The organism is Aeromonas sp. SE22, assembly GCF_038739755.1.
GTDB lineage: Bacteria > Pseudomonadota > Gammaproteobacteria > Enterobacterales > Aeromonadaceae > Aeromonas > Aeromonas jandaei.
Genome location: NZ_JBCGFD010000002.1, coordinates 612,192 through 628,362, shown reverse-complemented (window position 1 = coordinate 628,362; position 16,171 = coordinate 612,192). Strand labels below are relative to the sequence as shown.

The 16,171-nt window shown below is 59.9% G+C and carries 17 protein-coding genes; 14 read left to right on the top strand and 3 right to left on the bottom strand.

Annotation, left to right across the window (positions count from 1 at the left end; genetic code table 11):
* Positions 1 to 2 precede the first annotated feature (2 nt).
* From torD to AAHA39_RS06760, 3 genes are all read right to left on the bottom strand, one after another.
* A complete protein-coding gene (gene torD / locus AAHA39_RS06770) occupies positions 3 to 668 on the bottom strand; it encodes a molecular chaperone TorD (RefSeq protein ID WP_320655180.1) in 666 nt (221 codons plus the stop codon).
* Positions 669 to 803: 135 nt separating this feature from the next.
* Positions 804 to 1,202 carry a GFA family protein gene (locus AAHA39_RS06765; protein ID WP_033114131.1) on the bottom strand — a complete coding sequence of 133 codons (399 nt, stop codon included), beginning with the start codon at positions 1,200 to 1,202 and terminating at the stop codon, positions 804 to 806.
* A gap of 27 nt (positions 1,203 to 1,229) precedes the next feature.
* Positions 1,230 to 1,526, bottom strand: a complete 297-nt coding sequence (locus AAHA39_RS06760; RefSeq protein WP_041207957.1) for a hypothetical protein — start codon at positions 1,524 to 1,526, stop codon at positions 1,230 to 1,232.
* A 323-nt stretch (positions 1,527 to 1,849) separates the two neighbouring features.
* On the opposite strand from AAHA39_RS06760, the gene glyA reads away from it, so the two are divergent.
* From glyA to AAHA39_RS06690, 14 genes are all read left to right on the top strand, one after another.
* Positions 1,850 to 3,103: a serine hydroxymethyltransferase gene (gene glyA, locus AAHA39_RS06755; RefSeq protein ID WP_040068624.1), complete on the top strand. Its 1,254-nt coding sequence runs from the start codon at positions 1,850 to 1,852 to the stop codon at positions 3,101 to 3,103.
* 79 nt (positions 3,104 to 3,182) lie between these two features.
* Entirely contained in the window at positions 3,183 to 3,659 is a 477-nt protein-coding gene (locus AAHA39_RS06750) for a hypothetical protein (RefSeq protein WP_320655175.1), read from the top strand.
* 136 nt (positions 3,660 to 3,795) lie between these two features.
* Positions 3,796 to 4,245 carry a transcriptional regulator NrdR gene (gene nrdR / locus AAHA39_RS06745; protein ID WP_033114135.1) on the top strand — a complete coding sequence of 150 codons (450 nt, stop codon included), beginning with the start codon at positions 3,796 to 3,798 and terminating at the stop codon, positions 4,243 to 4,245.
* 303 nt (positions 4,246 to 4,548) lie between these two features.
* Positions 4,549 to 5,658 (top strand): bifunctional diaminohydroxyphosphoribosylaminopyrimidine deaminase/5-amino-6-(5-phosphoribosylamino)uracil reductase RibD, encoded by a 1,110-nt coding sequence (gene ribD, locus AAHA39_RS06740; RefSeq protein ID WP_033114136.1) that lies wholly within the window; start codon positions 4,549 to 4,551, stop codon positions 5,656 to 5,658.
* A gap of 55 nt (positions 5,659 to 5,713) precedes the next feature.
* Positions 5,714 to 6,367, top strand: a complete 654-nt coding sequence (locus AAHA39_RS06735) for a riboflavin synthase (RefSeq protein ID WP_041208426.1) — start codon at positions 5,714 to 5,716, stop codon at positions 6,365 to 6,367.
* Positions 6,368 to 6,514: 147 nt separating this feature from the next.
* Entirely contained in the window at positions 6,515 to 7,624 is a 1,110-nt protein-coding gene (gene ribBA, locus AAHA39_RS06730) for a bifunctional 3,4-dihydroxy-2-butanone-4-phosphate synthase/GTP cyclohydrolase II (protein ID WP_043850107.1), read from the top strand.
* 199 nt (positions 7,625 to 7,823) lie between these two features.
* Positions 7,824 to 8,294, top strand: a complete 471-nt coding sequence (ribH, locus tag AAHA39_RS06725; RefSeq protein ID WP_033114139.1) for a 6,7-dimethyl-8-ribityllumazine synthase — start codon at positions 7,824 to 7,826, stop codon at positions 8,292 to 8,294.
* A gap of 14 nt (positions 8,295 to 8,308) precedes the next feature.
* Positions 8,309 to 8,722 (top strand): transcription antitermination factor NusB, encoded by a 414-nt coding sequence (gene nusB / locus AAHA39_RS06720; RefSeq protein ID WP_033114140.1) that lies wholly within the window; start codon positions 8,309 to 8,311, stop codon positions 8,720 to 8,722.
* Positions 8,723 to 8,779: 57 nt separating this feature from the next.
* Positions 8,780 to 9,739, top strand: a complete 960-nt coding sequence (gene thiL / locus AAHA39_RS06715; RefSeq protein ID WP_041207962.1) for a thiamine-phosphate kinase — start codon at positions 8,780 to 8,782, stop codon at positions 9,737 to 9,739.
* Positions 9,736 to 10,230: a phosphatidylglycerophosphatase A family protein gene (locus AAHA39_RS06710; RefSeq protein WP_185227651.1), complete on the top strand. Its 495-nt coding sequence runs from the start codon at positions 9,736 to 9,738 to the stop codon at positions 10,228 to 10,230. The genes thiL and AAHA39_RS06710 overlap by 4 nt, the downstream gene beginning before the upstream one ends.
* A 486-nt stretch (positions 10,231 to 10,716) precedes the next feature.
* Positions 10,717 to 12,441 (top strand): ABC transporter ATP-binding protein, encoded by a 1,725-nt coding sequence (locus AAHA39_RS06705; RefSeq protein WP_320655162.1) that lies wholly within the window; start codon positions 10,717 to 10,719, stop codon positions 12,439 to 12,441.
* 75 nt (positions 12,442 to 12,516) lie between these two features.
* On the top strand, positions 12,517 to 14,073 hold the full coding sequence (locus tag AAHA39_RS06700; RefSeq protein WP_320655160.1) for an ABC transporter substrate-binding protein: 1,557 nt from the start codon (positions 12,517 to 12,519) through the stop codon (positions 14,071 to 14,073).
* A 99-nt stretch (positions 14,074 to 14,172) separates the two neighbouring features.
* A complete protein-coding gene (locus tag AAHA39_RS06695; RefSeq protein WP_041207966.1) occupies positions 14,173 to 15,147 on the top strand; it encodes an ABC transporter permease in 975 nt (324 codons plus the stop codon).
* A gap of 2 nt (positions 15,148 to 15,149) precedes the next feature.
* On the top strand, positions 15,150 to 16,091 hold the full coding sequence (locus tag AAHA39_RS06690; protein WP_033114145.1) for an ABC transporter permease: 942 nt from the start codon (positions 15,150 to 15,152) through the stop codon (positions 16,089 to 16,091).
* The last annotated feature ends 80 nt before the right edge of the window (positions 16,092 to 16,171 follow it).

The following is a 16,171-nucleotide window of genomic DNA, read 5'->3' as shown; positions in this document are numbered from 1 at the left end:
GCTTAGCTGGCCTGGGCCGGCTTGACCAGAGTCAGGTAGTTGGCATCCATCTTGAGGAAGACCCCCAGCAGACGGGCACTGGCGCCGTAAAAGCCAAACTGGTCGGCGGCGCGACAGGCACTCTCGAACTTGTCGAACCAGCCCAGCAGGTGGCCGTGCAGCAGCGCTTCCTGTTCGTCGAGCCAGTTTTCCCGCTCGGCTGCACTCTTCGCTTCTGCCGCGCGGATGATGAGATTGCCCATCAGATCCAGCTCGATGGCCAGATGATCCGCAGGCTCTTTGTATTTGTCGCTGACATTGATGCCGAGGCGATCGAGGCGGGCCTGCATCTCGGCCATCGGGGCCTGCATCAGCAGCTTGGCATCACTGCGGTAGAGGGACTCGTAGGGCAGGGCACCCAGCTTGGGATCCACCAGAAACAGGCCTGCGAAGTCGGCGGCGAGTTCCTGTTGGCGATCAGGGCGCACCAGCAGGCGGGCGATGGCATCATTGAGTTCGGCCACGGCTTCGCGCATCGGATCCAGGGTCGAGAGGCTTTTCAGGAAGCTTCGCACATCATAGGTGTCATATTCGGCGATCTGCTCATCACTGAGTTCAGCGGCGAACAGGGTGGAGAACCACCAGTAGAGTTCGGCCCGGCGTTCGCTGGTAGCCATAAAGTCCTGCATTTTTCCTCCGTGGATGGCAATCGGGAGCCTTGATGGCCCCCGATTCTAACGACTTTAAAAATAAAGGAAACTTCATGGGGTGGTTTCGGTGACTCCAGCCAGCCGGGCACAGAGGGTGCAGGCTGGCGGTTCTGTTCAGGGGCGGGTCTCGAACTGCGGACAATCATCGCCAATCTGATGCCAGGGCGCTTTGGATCCGACAAAAATGTGGAAGTTGGGGCTCTGGGTCGGCACATCGTCGAGGATCCCCAGCCGCAGGTTGATCTTGCCGCTACTCTGCTTTTCGCTAAAAAGGCTGGATCCGCAATTGCGGCAGAAGGCGAGGGTGGTTTCGGCCGATTTGCGGTAGCGGGTCAGCGCCTCCTCGCCCTGTGTGACGGTGACCTTGCTGCCATCCAGTCCGCCGACGGAGGCATAGTCGGAGCCGGAAAACTTGCGGCACTCCGAGCAGTGGCAGTTGCCCATGTAGTCGAACTGGTCAGGCAGGGTGAGGTGGATGGCACCACAGAGGCAGCTGGCGTGTAACTGTTTCATTATCTGTTCCTTGTGCCATTTGGCACATCAAAGAGAGTGGGGATCGTCATCGCGAAAGAGCACCTGCTTGCACTTGGCACAGACCCATTCGCGGCGATAATCTGCCAGATGTACCAGCCCCACTTCCATCAATTCGTGATGGCCGCAGTGGTGACAGAAGATGATGTCGCCATCGACCGCCTCCGGGTGGATCGCCAGATACTCCATCCTGGTCGGGAGCTCCTCCCACGCGCTGGTGGGGATATGCTTGCGCTGGCTGGTGTAGTAGACCCAGTAAAACAGAAAAAAGATCGCCAGGATCAGAAAGGTGAGCAGATGGTCCATCTTCAATTCCTCCGGTTAGGTGCAGCCCCTCGGATGCATGACTGCAATCAGCTCCATCATGATGAAATTTGTTTCGAATGAAGATGTTACCGGAAGGCTAACGGGATCGTTGTGATCCCCTTCGGGTTTTGCCCAGTCAAAGAGCAGGGTTGAATGAGACTTTTTGAGTCACGATTGCAGGCCGGAGCGGGCTGGTCCCCTGATTTTTACAACATAAATTCAACATTTTTTTAGGTGGTTGGACTGTCTCTTTGATCCAGCTCACGTTACAATGCGCGGGCCCACTTCACCTATCGCGCAAACGATTTTCAGGAGAGAAACGGATGTTGAAACGTGACATGACCATCGCCAATTATGATCCGCAATTGTGGCAGGCCATCACAGACGAAACCCGTCGTCAGGAAGAGCATATCGAGCTGATTGCGTCCGAGAACTACACCAGCCCCCGTGTCATGGAAGCCCAGGGCTCCCAGCTGACCAACAAGTACGCCGAAGGTTACCCCTCCAAGCGTTACTACGGCGGTTGCGAGTATGTGGATGTGGTTGAAACCCTGGCTATCGAACGCGCTAAAGAGCTGTTCGGTGCCACCTACGCCAACGTGCAGCCGCACTCCGGCTCCCAGGCCAACAGCGCCGTCTACATGGCCCTGCTGCAGCCGGGCGACACCGTGCTGGGCATGAACCTGGCCCACGGCGGTCACCTGACCCACGGCTCCCCGGTCAACTTCTCCGGCAAGCTGTACAACATCATCCCCTACGGTATCGATGAGTCCGGCAAGATCGACTATGACGACATGGAACGTCAGGCTGTCGAGCACAAGCCGAAGATGATGATCGGTGGCTTCTCCGCCTACTCCGGCATTGTTGACTGGGCCCGCATGCGCGAAATCGCCGACAAGGTCGGTGCCTACCTGTTCGTCGACATGGCTCACGTGGCTGGTCTGATCGCTGCTGGCGTCTACCCGAACCCGGTGCCCCACGCGCACGTGGTCACCTCCACCACCCACAAGACCCTGGCCGGTCCGCGCGGTGGTCTGATCCTCTCCGCCGCTGACGACGAGGAGCTCTACAAGAAGCTCAACTCCGCCGTCTTCCCGGGTGGTCAGGGTGGCCCGCTGATGCACGTCATCGCCGGTAAAGCCGTTGCCTTCAAAGAGGCGCTGGAGCCGGAGTTCAAGACCTATCAGGCTCAGGTCGTGAAAAACGCCAAGGCGATGGCTGCCACCTTCATCGAGCGCGGTTACAAGATCGTCTCCGGTGGCACCGACAACCACCTGATGCTGGTTGACCTGATCGGTCGCGAGCTGACCGGTAAGGATGCTGACGCTGCGCTGGGCAAAGCCAACATCACCGTCAACAAGAACTCCGTACCCAACGACCCGCGCTCCCCGTTCGTCACCTCCGGTGTGCGGATCGGTACCCCGGCCATCACCCGCCGCGGTTTCAAGGAAGCCGAGTCCATCGAGCTGACCCACTGGATCTGCGACGTACTGGACAACCACGACAACGATGCCGTGCTGGCCACCGTACGCGAGAAGGTGCTGGATATCTGCCGCCGCTTCCCGGTCTATGGCTGATAAGTCAGACCATCTGGTTTGAGACCAATGCCACCCTCGGGTGGCATTGTTTTTTATGGCGTTGGGCAACAGGGGAGGGATGAGGTTGAACTGCGAAGAGAAGATGCAGAGCGAAGAGGCATACTCCTGCGCAGAGCGGGACAAGGCGCTGGAGGCGGAGCTTCGGTTGGCAATCCGCGCCCAGTATCACTTCCGTGCCAGTGAGCAGGGGTTGCTGGCATGGGATGTACGGCGGTTGGTGCGACTGAGCCGTGATCTGCCGCGGCAGGCGGTGGCATTGAGCGAGATTGCCGAGCTCGACCGCGAGCACTGGTATGGCCATGGCAGCGCCACCCCCACGGTGCGCAGTGTGGTCGAGCACTGCCAGCTCATCATGGCGGCGGATCTCGCCTACCCGATCATTCTCGACAGTGCCGGTCGGGTGATGGATGGCATGCACAGGATCGGCAAGGCTCTGCTGCTGGGCCACAGCCATATCGATGCGGTGCGGTTTGTGGTCGATCCCGTCCCCGATTATCAGGATTGCGATCCCGATAGCCTGCCTTATGACGACTGAGCTGCCCCCTGGCGATAACGACTGGAAAAATCACGCTTTTGCGCTTTTTACCGCGGTTGGATGGCCGTGCTACACTGGCCGACCTAACACCCGCACCTGTTGGCGGGTGCCCCGTTTTGTTAACGCCGGAGGTCAGATGCATTGCCCTTTCTGTAGTGCCGTTGATACCAAGGTGATCGATTCCCGTCTGGTGGCCGAAGGCCATCAGGTGCGCCGCCGTCGCGAATGCCTGCTCTGTCACGAGCGTTTCACCACCTTCGAGATGGCCGAGTTGGTAATGCCGCGGGTCATCAAGTCCAACGGTTCGCGCGAGCCGTTCAACGAGGACAAGCTGCGGGCCGGTATCCTGCGGGCGCTGGAGAAGCGTCCGGTGAGCATGGAAGCCATCGAAAAGGCGGTCAACCACATCAAGTCACGCCTGCGCGCCACCGGCGAGCGGGAAGTTGCCTCCCAGCTGGTGGGCAATCTGGTGATGGATGAGCTTAAGGGATTGGACAAGGTGGCCTATATCCGCTTTGCCTCCGTCTATCGCAGCTTTGAAGATATCCGCGAGTTTGGCGAAGAGATCGCCAAGCTGGAGAAGTAACGGCTGCGAACCCCTCCCGGATCGGAGGGGCATGACCGGCCGGTGCCGCCAAGCTGGCTGCCGGCTGGCAAGTGGACTGTTACGCCAGTGAAACATCCAGGCTGAGCATTGTTTCGCTGGTGAAAAAATTTGAGGGCGTGCGACCGCAACCTGCGAGTCGGCGCCTGCCGTCATGGCGGGAAATGCCATGGCCGATCTGCCCGATGTTGTTGGCGAGAAGCTGGTGAGCGGCAAGAGATAAAAGAACGCAACTCATCAGATTGCTGCACCACACGGGATACGTTGCTGGAAACAGGAGCCCGGATGTTTAGTCAAGATGATTACCAATGGATGAGTCGGGCCCTCGAGCTGGCCCGCCGCGGCCGTTACACCACGGCCCCCAACCCCTGCGTCGGCGCCGTGCTGGTGAAAGATGGCGTGGTGGTTGGCGAAGGGTGGCATCAGAAGGCGGGCGAGCCCCATGCCGAGGTCTACGCCCTGCGCGCCGCCGGTGACAACGCCCGTGGCGCCACCGCCTATGTGACTCTCGAACCCTGCTCCCACCACGGTCGTACCCCTCCCTGCGCCGAAGCGCTGATCAACGCTGGCGTGGCCCGGGTGGTGGCGGCCATGGTTGACCCCAATCCCCAGGTGGGGGGGCGCGGCCTGCGGATGCTCTCCGAGGCGGGTATCAAGACCGATTTCGGCCTGCTGGCGAGCGAAGCGGAAGCGCTCAACCCGGGCTTTTTCAAGCGGATGCGGACCGCCTTCCCGCGGGTGACCGTCAAGCTGGGGGCCAGCCTCGATGGTCGCACCGCCATGGCGAGCGGCGAGAGCCAGTGGATCACCTCCCCGGATGCGCGCCGTGACGTGCAGCGACTGCGGGCCCGCCACGATGCGGTGCTCTCCAGCGCCGAAACCGTGCTGGCTGACGGTGCCTCCCTGACTGTGCGCTGGGACGAGCTGCCCCCCTCGGTCAAGGCGAGCTATCCCAAGGAGACCCTGCGCCAGCCGCTGCGGGTCATCGTCGATTCGCAAAACCGGCTCACGCCCGACTTGCCGCTGTTCCAGAGCGAGAGCCCGGTGCTGCTGGCCCGTCACAAGGCGTCCGGCGAGTGGCCCGCGTGGGTGCAGCAGCTGGAGCTGCCGCTGCTGGATGGCAAGCTGGATCTGGTCAGCCTCTTCATGCTGCTGGCCAAACAGAACGTCAACTCGGTATTGGTCGAGGCGGGGCCGCGGCTGTGCGGCGCTCTGCTGGAAAAAGGGCTGGTGGATGAGCTGGTGCTCTATCAGGCGCCCAAACTGATGGGCGACGAGGGGCGCGGCCTGTTCCATCTACCCGGCCTGACCCGGCTGTTCCAGGCGCCCAAGCTCGCCATCAAGGATGTGCGCATGGTGGGGCCGGATATTCGCATTACCGCCAAAATAGCCTGATCTTTCAATGTTCAAGGGGGCATCTGCTGCCCCCGTCATCTGCAAGGTGATCTGCATGTTTACCGGAATTATCGAAGCGGTGGGGACTCTGGCCGAACTGCGTCGTCAGGGGGAGGACATGGCCCTCACCGTCCACGCCCCGGGCCTGGATTTTAGCGACGTCAAGCTGGGCGACTCCATCGCAACCAACGGCGTCTGCCTCACCGTGGTGGCGCTGGGCGACAAGAGCTATACCGCCGATGTGTCGCTGGAAACCCTCTCCCGTACCGGCTTTGCCGCCGCCAGAGTGGGCGATCGGGTCAACCTCGAGAAGGCGCTGATGCCCACCTCCCGTCTCGGCGGCCATCTGGTCTCCGGCCACGTAGACGGGGTAGGGGAAGTGAAAAGCGTCTCCAGCAGCGGCCGCGCCATCGAGTACTGGATCAAGGCACCGGGGGAGCTCTCCCGCTACATCGCAGAGAAGGGGTCGATCGCGGTGGATGGTATCAGCCTCACCGTCAACGCGGTGCAGGGCGACCTGTTTCGCCTGACGATCGTGCCCCACACCGCCCAGGAGACCACCATCGCCAGCTGGAAGCCGGGTCACAAGGTCAACCTCGAGGTGGATCAGATCGCCCGCTATCTGGAGCGGCTGATGATGGGCAAGAGTCAGGAGAGCAGCGCCTCTGCCTTGACTCTGGACAAGCTGGCCAAGGCCGGTTTTCTCTGATGGTCGGGGTGTTGGCCCCGACCAAAACGATTTTCTGTGATCCCGCTCCGATTGAAATGGGGCCATGCGCCCCAATCTAGAGCAGCATATCTCGCATTCCCGTTGAGCCTGCGGGCTCAATCCCCAAATAGACAGATGGAGTAGCCCATGGCGCTGAGCACAACCCAGGAAATCATTGCCGACATCAAGGCTGGCAAGATGGTGATCCTGATGGATGACGAAGACAGGGAGAACGAAGGGGACCTCATCATGGCCGCCTCCTGCGTCCGTCCGGAGGATATCAACTTCATGGCCCGCTACGGCCGTGGCCTCATCTGCCTGACCCTGACCCGGGATCGCTGCAAGCAATTGGCGCTGCCGCTGATGGTGGATCGCAACAATGCCCAGTTCTCCACCGCCTTTACCGTCTCCATCGAGGCGGCCGAAGGGGTGACCACAGGTATCTCCGCCGCCGATCGCGCGGTGACCGTGCAGGCGGCTGTGGCGGCCAATGCCAAGGCGGCCGATCTGGTGCAGCCGGGCCACATCTTCCCGCTGATGGCGCAGGATGGCGGCGTGCTGACCCGTGCCGGTCACACCGAAGCCGGTTGCGATCTGGCTCGTCTGGCCGGTTTCGAGCCTGCCGCCGTCATCGTCGAGATCCTCAACGAAGATGGCACCATGGCGCGCCGTCCGGATCTGGAGATCTTCGCCGAGGAGCACGGCATCAAGCTTGGCACCATCGCCGACCTTATCGAGTACCGCAACCAGCACGAGACCACGGTCGAGAAGGTGGCCGAGTGCAAGCTGCCGACCGAGTTTGGCGAGTTCGACCTCATCACCTTCCGCGACACCATCGACAATCAGGTTCACTTCGCCCTGAAAAAGGGTGAGGTGCAGGCCGATCAACCGACCTTGGTGCGGGTGCACCTGCACGACGTGCTGAGCGATCTGCTACTGACTGACCGCCATGCCGCCCGCAGCTGGCCGCTGCCCAAATCCATGGCCCGCATCGCCGACGAGGGCGGGGTGCTGGTGATCCTGGGGGCGGAAGCCCACGGCGCCGAGCTGCTGGCCCGGGTCAAGGGTTTTGAAGCTGCCGACAAGGGGTTGGCGCCGGAAGGAGCCAAGTGGCAGGGGACTTCGCGTCGGGTGGGCGTTGGTTCCCAGATCCTCAAGGCCCTTGGCGTAAGCAAGATGCGCCTGCTGAGCTCGCCGAAGAAGTACCATGCCCTCGGCGGTTTCGGTCTGGAAGTGGTTGAATACATAGGCGAATAAACGCTACAGCTTCGGCTTGCAGAGGGCGTTATCCGTCCTCGGCAAGCCGTGGAGTATGCCGGCGCATGACCACGCCGGCCCATTGAATTGGCGATCATGGCCGCTCGTTGCGGCCATGGTTTTTGTCGTGGGTCTGTTGTGCTAGAATGTGCGCACTTTTGACTCCGGCCCTTTTGCTTTCACAGATACAGGATTTCCAATGAAGGTTATCGAAGGAAACATTGCCGCTCCCGAGGCGCGCGTTGCCATTGTCGTTGCCCGTTTCAACAGCTTCATCAACGACAGCCTGGTGAGTGGTGCAGTAGACGTACTGAAGCGTCAAGGTCAAGTGCAGGACAGCAATCTGACTCTGGTGAAAGTACCGGGCGCAGTTGAAATGCCGCTGGTTATCAAGAAGCTGGCCAAGAGCGGCAAATATGACGCCATCGTGGCGGTCGGTACTGTCATCCGTGGCGGCACCTACCACTTCGATCTGGTGGCAAACGAGAACAGCAAAGGAATGGCCCAGGTGATGATGGAGTATGAAATCCCCGTCGCCTTCGGCGTGCTGACTACCGAAAACATTGAACAAGCCATCGAGCGTGCAGGTACCAAGGCGGGTAACAAGGGTGCAGAGGCTGCACTGGCAGCGCTTGAAATGATCAACGTCCTGAAAGAACTGGACGTGTAACGAGGAGAAATGCATTGAAACCGTCTGAGCGCCGTAAAGCCCGTCATTGCGCCACCCAGGCCATCTACCAGTGGCAGATGACCAAGGCCAACGTGGGTGACATCGAAGAGCAGTTCAAGATTGATCAGGACACCAAGGGTGTAGACCTGAACTACTTCCGCGATCTGCTGTTCGGGGTATCGCTCCACTGCAACGAGCTGGACAAGGTCTTCGCACCTTTCCTCTCCCGTCCGCTGGAAGAAGTGGACATGGTGGACAAGGCGATCCTGCGTCTGGCGACCTACGAGCTGACCCGTCGTGATGATGTGCCGCCGCGCGTGGTCATCAACGAAGCGATCGAGCTGGCCAAAGCCTTCGCCGCCGATGACAGCCACAAGTTTGTCAACGGTGTACTGGACAAGGTGATCAAGTCGCTGGACAAGCGCTGATAGCTGCGTTCATCAGCATCTAATAGAGGAGCCAGCTTATCGCTGGCTTTTTACTGTATGGGTGAATTCGAGCTGATTGATAAGTACTTCAAGGTCCCCCACGCCCGCAAGGACGTGGTGATGGGCCCTGGAGACGATTGCGCCCTGCTGACCCTGCCCCCCGACACCCAGCTGGCGGTGAGCACGGATACCCTGGTCAGCGGCGTGCACTTCTTCCCCGACATGGATCCGGTCGATCTCGGCTACAAGGCGCTGGCGGTCAATCTCTCCGATCTCGCCGCCATGGGGGCCGAACCGCGCTGGGTCTCGCTGGCGCTGACGCTGCCGGCCATCAACGAGAGCTGGGTCGCCGGCTTTGCCGAAGGATTCCTGGAGCTCGCCGAGTACTACAACGTGGCGCTGGTGGGCGGAGACATGACCCGCGGGCCGCTCTCCATCACGGTGTCGGTCAAGGGCTCGGTGCCTGCCGGTCGCGCCCTGATGCGCAGCGGAGCCAAAGCCGGTGACGGCATCTATGTCACCGGCACCCTGGGGGATGCTGCCCTGGCGCTCTCCCACCTGCTGGGCAAACGCACCCTCAACGAGAACCAGCTGGCGGCCGTGCTGCCACGCCTCGATCACCCCCATCCCCGCATTCTGGCCGGACAGGCACTGCGCGGACTGGCGGGCAGTGCGCTGGATCTCTCTGACGGGCTGGCATCGGATCTCGGCCATATCCTCAAGGCGTCCGGCGTGCGGGCCCAGATCGATCTTGATCTGCTGCCGCTCTCGCCGGTGCTGCAGGATGCGGTGAGCGAGCAGGATGCGTGGCAGCTGGCGCTGGCCGGCGGCGATGACTACGAGCTCTGCTTCACCGTACCGCAGGAGCATCACGGCGCGCTCGATACCGCGCTGGCCCACAGCGGGGTCAAGTTTACCCGTATTGGCCGCATCGTGGCGGGTGAACCGGGCATCGAGTACCTGCGTGGCGAGCAGCCGGTCGAGCTGCAACTGAAAGGGTGGGATCACTTCGCATGAGTCTGTTCATGATAAAGCCCGAGCTGAAACGACTGGATCTGAAGAATCCGCTCCACTTTCTGGCGGTGGGCTTTGGCTCCGGTCTCTCCCCCAAGGCGCCGGGCACCATGGGAACGATCGCCGCCATCCCGCTCTACCTGCTGGTGAGTGGGCTGCCGACCCACTGGTTTATCGCCCTGCTGGTGGTGGGATTCCTGATCGGTATCCGCATCTGCCAGAGCGCCACCGATGCCATCGGCATGCCGGATCACGGCGCTATCGTCTGGGACGAGGTGATCGGCTTTGGCGTCACCATGATAGCGGCGCCCGCCGGTTGGGAGTGGGTACTGGCGGGCTTCCTGCTGTTTCGCCTGTTCGATGTGCTCAAACCCTGGCCCATCTCCTGGTTTGATCGCCGTATCCACGGCGGCCTCGGCATCATGCTGGACGATCTGATTGCCGCTCTGTTCGCCCTCATTTGTATGCAATTACTGGCCGCCTGGCTCGCTTGATTGCCCTCTCCCGGGGAGTGACTGTTACAGCACTCCCCGATTTATATCTGCCTAATTTTCATTCATCGGCATATGCTGCCGTATATCATCCATTTCACATAAATATTCACTACTCATTCGGGGCCTTACCGCGAATGGAGAATAGTGATAAATGCTGCTTGTTGCGTTCTTGTTGAAATTAAAGTAATGCTAGCGGTAGGTATATGGATATGCGGGCCGTTTTTGTGACTATAGTCATCATTTTTCGCTATGGAAATGGTGGTTATCTGCGCAAAACATTGCGGAATTGTATAACTCAATCATTTACACCCGTGGGCAAACCGTCTAATTTACTCGCGGGTTATTCCAAAAAAATGCAAAAAACCCGCCCGGATCGCTGGTTTAACTGCTACACGGATTGAGCATTAATTGCCCTGAGCAGCACCGGCATCTGCGGCCGATTTATGGACGAATTATTTGGGACGGATGTCCCCCGCAGAGGTAAACATGTCCTTGCTCGAAGTAAAGAACTTGCGGATCGAGTATCCCTCCCGCTACGGGGTACTGGCCGCAGTGAAGGATCTCTCTTTCTCCATCGAAAAAGGGGAGATTGTCGGCGTCGTAGGTGAGTCCGGTGCCGGCAAATCCACCATCGGCAACGCCGTCATCGATCTCCTGAGCCCGCCGGGTCGCATCGCCCGTGGCGACATCTACCTCAATGGCGAGCTTATCTCCGGCAAGAGCCAGAACGAGATGCGGGCTATTCGTGGTTCACGCATCGGTTTTATCTTTCAGGATCCGATGACCTCCCTCAACCCGCTGTTCACCGTTGAGCATCAGCTGGTCGAGACCATTCTGGCCAACACCGATTTGTCACGCGAAGCGGCCTTTGCCAAGGCGCTGGATCTGATGAAGGCGGTTGGTATCCCGAGCCCGGAGCTGCGCATCAAGCAGTATCCGCACCAGTTCTCCGGTGGCATGCGCCAGCGGGTGGTCATTGCCATCGCCCTCTCCGGCGATCCTGAACTCATCATCGCCGACGAGCCGACCACGGCGTTGGACGTCTCCATCCAAGATCAGATCCTCCAGCTCATCCGCACCCTCTGCAAGGAGCGTCAGGTGGGCTGCATGCTGGTGACCCACGACATGGGTGTGGTCTCCAACGTCACCGACAAGGTGGCGGTGATGTATCGCGGCGATCTGGTGGAGTTTGGCCGCACTGAACAGGTGCTGGGCAGCCCCAATCACCCCTATACCCGCAGCCTCATCTCGGCGGTGCCTCGCTCCGACGTGAAGCTGGTGCGCTTCCCGCTGGTCTCCTATATCGAGGATGCCAGCGCGCCGGATACCAATATCGACCTCAAGACCCACTGGCTCGGTCAGAGTCAGGACGAGCGTGCCTATGAAGGGGCGCTGCTGCGGGTGGAGAACGTCGATCTGAAGTTTGTCACCAAGGACTCCATCTTCCCGAGCCGCCGCCAGTATGTGCGTGCTTGCAACAACATTAGCTTCGAGATCTTCGAGGGTGAGACTTTCGGTCTGGTGGGGGAGTCGGGCTCAGGTAAATCGACCATTGCCCGCGCCATCACCGGTCTCTATCCGCCTGATACCGGCAAAATCGTCTTTGAGGGGATCGATCTGACCGCCCTCAAGAGCGAGAGCGAGCGTCGCCCGCTGCGTCGCCAGATGCAGATGGTGTTCCAGAACCCCTACTCCTCGATGAACCCGCGGATGAAGGTGCGCGATATCATCGCCGAGCCGATCCGCCTCCATCAGCTGGCGAGCAGCGAGAGCCAGATCGAGGGGATCGTGGGGGATCTGCTGGATCACGTCGGCCTTGGCCGCGGTGCCGGGGTCAAGTATCCCCATGAGTTCTCCGGTGGTCAGCGCCAGCGCATCTCCATTGCCCGTGCGTTGGCGACCCGCCCCCGTTTTCTCATCTGCGACGAGCCGACCTCGGCGCTGGATGTCTCGGTACAGGCCCAGATCCTCAACCTGCTCAAGGATCTGCAGCAGGAGCTCAAGCTCACCATGCTGTTCATCAGCCACGATCTGCCGGTGATCCGCCAGATGTGCGACCGCATCGGGGTGATGCAGCACGGTCATCTGGTGGAAGTGGCCGAGACCGAGAAACTCTTTACCAATGCCGAGCATGAGTACAGCCGCAAGCTGATCTCCCTCATGCCGGAGTTCAAGGGAATGTCCCGCGAGGGGCTGGAAATCGCAAGCTAGGAGAGCGCCGGTGCGCCGGATGGTCGCTCAAACCCGTTGTTCGTTAATAAAAAAGCCAAAAGCATGGAGAAAAAGATGAAGAAAGGATTTTCCAAGATTGCCCTGGCGCTGTTTGCCGCCGGTTTCGCCTTCAGCGTCTCTGCCGCTGATATCAAGGTAGGTGTCGCCTCCGATGCCACCTCGCTGGATCCGCAGGAGCAGCTCTCCGGTCAGACCCTGGAGATGTCGCACCTGGTATTCGATCCCCTGATGCGTTACACCCAGGATCTGAAATTCGAGCCGCGTCTGGCCGAGAAGTATGAGCGTGTTGACGACAAGACCGTCCGCTTCCACCTGCGCAAAGGGGTCAAGTTCCACTCCGGTAACGACTTTACCGCCGATGACGTGGTATGGACCGTCAACCGTCTGAAGTCCTCTGTCGACTTCAAGGCGATCTTCGACCCCATCGTCGAAGTGAAGAAGGTAGATGACTACACCGTCGATCTGATCACCGCGAAGCCCTTCCCGCTGATCCTGCAGACCGTCACCTACATCTTCCCGATGGACTCCAAGTTCTATACCGGTAAGACCGAAGCGGGCAAAGACAAGGCCGAGATCGTCAAGAACGGCGACTCCTATGCCTCTACCCACGTCTCCGGTACCGGCCCGTTCACCGTCAAGTTCCGCGAGCAGGGCGTGAAGCTCGATTATGTCCGCAACCCCAACTACTGGGACAAGGCCTCCAAGGGTAACGTCGAGAACCTGACCGTGGTGCCGATCAAGGAAGACGCGACCCGCGTAGCCGCGCTGCTGGGTGGTGACGTGGATGTGATCTACCCGGTTGCGCCGAACGATCTGGAGCGGGTGAAGAATGGCAAGGACTCCCAGCTGGTCACCCTGTCCGGTACCCGCGCCATCATCATCGAGCTGAACCAGAACACCAACCCGGCGCTGAAAGACAAGCGCGTGCGCCAGGCGATCAACTACGCCATCAACCAGGTGGGTATCGTCGAGAAGATCAACAAGGGCTTCGGTACCCCGGCCGGCCAGCTGAGCCCGAAAGGCTATGCCGGTCACAACGAAGCGCTGGTGCCCCAGTATGATCTGGCCAAAGCCAAGCAGCTGATGAAAGAAGCCGGTCATGAGAAGGGCTTCAAGATGACCTTCATCGCCCCGGCAGCCCGTTACGTCAACGACGTCAAGATTGCCCAGGCGGTCTCCGCCATGCTGGCCAAGATCAACATCAAGGTGGATCTGAAGACCATGCCGGTGGCCCAGTACTGGCCGGAGTTTGACAAGTGCGCCGCCGACATGCAGATGATTGGCTGGCACTCCGACACTGAAGATACCGCGAACTTCTTCGAGTTCCTGACCTTCACCAAGGATGCCAAGACCGGTATGGGTCAGTACAACTGCGCTGGCTATGCCAACGCAGAGGCTGACAAGCTGGTCGAGCAGGCCAACGCCGAGACAGATCCGGCCAAGCGTGCCGAGATGCTGAAGAAGGTGGAAGCCATGGTGATCGAGGATGCAGCTTATGTGCCGCTGCACTGGGAAGATCTGGCCTATGGCGCCAAGAAGAACGTCGACATCAAGCCGGTGGTCAACGTGATGAACTTCCCTTACTTCGGCGATCTGGTGGTCGGCAAGTAAGCGAACGTCACAAGGAAGGACGGGGCGGAGTGGTCAGCTGGCCACTCCGCCTGCTAACAGAAGCCTGTGCCACGACACAGGCCACGTAGAAGGACAAGCATGTTTACATTCCTGCTGAAACGGTTCTATCAGGCCGTGATAGTGATGTTCGTCATCAGCCTGGTTGCCTTCTCCATCCAGGACAACCTGGGGGATCCGTTGCGCGAGCTGGTGGGACAATCCGTCTCCGAAGCCCAGCGCCACGAATTGCGCGAGAAGATGGGCCTCAACGATCCCTTCCTCGTCAAATACAGCCGCTTTTTGAAAAATGCGGTGCACGGGGATCTGGGTACTTCCTACTTTTTCAAGCGACCGGCTCTTGAGGTGATCCTCGACAAGCTGGTGGCTACTCTTGAGCTGGTCTTTGCCGCTGCACTGATCATCGTCGTGGTCTCCATTCCGCTGGGAGTCTACTCGGCGATCCGGCCGCGCAGCATTCCCACCAAGATAATCATGGCGGGGAGCAGTATCGGCATTTCGATCCCGGTGTTCCTGACCGCTATCATGCTGATGTATCTCTTCTCCATCCAGCTGGGTTGGCTGCCGGCCTACGGTCGAGGCGAGACCCGCAACCTGCTGGGCTGGGAGTCGGGCTTCTTCACCTGGGACGGCATCAAGCACCTGATCCTGCCTGCGGTGTCGCTCTCTTCCATCATGCTGCCGCTGTTTATCCGGCTGGTGCGCTCCGAGATGCTGGAGCAGCTCTCCTCCGAGTACGTCAAGTTCGCCCGCGCCAAGGGGCTGGACAACAACAAGGTCTACTACCAGCACGCCCTGAAGAACACCATGCTGCCGGTCATTACCGTCGGTGGGGTGCAGATCGGCACCATGGTGGCCTACACCATCCTGACCGAGAGCGTGTTCCAGTGGCCGGGAACCGGCTTCCTGTTCCTCGAGGCGATCCACCGGGTCGATACCCCGCTGATCACCGCCTACGTCATCTTCGTGGGCTTGATCTTCGTGGTGACCAACACCCTGGTCGACCTGCTCTATGGGTTGATCAACCCGACCGTTAACCTGACTGCCAAGGGGTAAGCATGAGTAACGCTGTAACTGCAAGCCCAAGCCGTTGGGCACGTTTCAAGAACTCCGACATCGTCTACTACTTCCTGCGGGACAAGGTAGCCATGTTCAGCTTTGCGGTGTTCGTGGTGTTCGTGGTGGCTGCCTTGCTGGCCCCCTGGATCGCCCCGCACAACGTCTATGACCAGACCAGTTTCGACCTGATGGATGCCGAGTTGCCTCCTTCATGGCTGGATGGCGGCGAGGAGCGCTTCTGGCTCGGCACCGACAACCAGGGACGGGATATCTGGAGCACCATCCTCTATGGTGCCCGTATCTCGCTGACCATCGGTCTGTTTGCGGTAGGGCTGCAGCTGGTGCTGGGGATCGTCATCGGTCTGATCGCAGGCTACTTTGGCGGTCGTATCGATAACCTCTTGATGCGCTTTGCCGACGTGCAGCTGTCGTTCTCCACCATGATGGTAGCGATCATCATCTCCGCCATCTTTCAGGCGACCTTTGGCTCCGAGTTCTACTCGCGCTTTGCCATCGTGATGCTGGTGGTGATCATCGGGATTGCCGAGTGGCCGCAGTACGCCCGTACCGTGCGCGCCTCGGTGCTGGCGGAGAAGAAGAAGGAGTATGTGGAGGCGGCCAAGGTGATGGGGTTCCGCGCCCCGCGCATCATGTTCCGCCACATTCTGCCCAACTGCCTGTCGCCGATTCTGGTTATCTCCACCGTGCAGGTGGCAAACGCCATCATGAGTGAGGCGGCGCTCTCCTTCCTGGGGTTGGGTATGCCGGTGGATCAGCCGTCGCTGGGCTCGCTCATCAGCGTAGGCTTCAACTACATCTTCTCCGGCTCCTGGTGGATCACCGCCTTCCCGGGTATCTGTCTGGTGGTGCTGGTGCTGGTCATCAACCTGCTGGGTGACTGGTTGCGGGATGTGTTTAACCCCAAGATCTACAAAGGTTGATAACCTGAGCAAGAACTTACTGCGAGGCCGTGATCAAGGCTCATGTGCTGCTCGGAATCCTCATGTATTCACATACACTC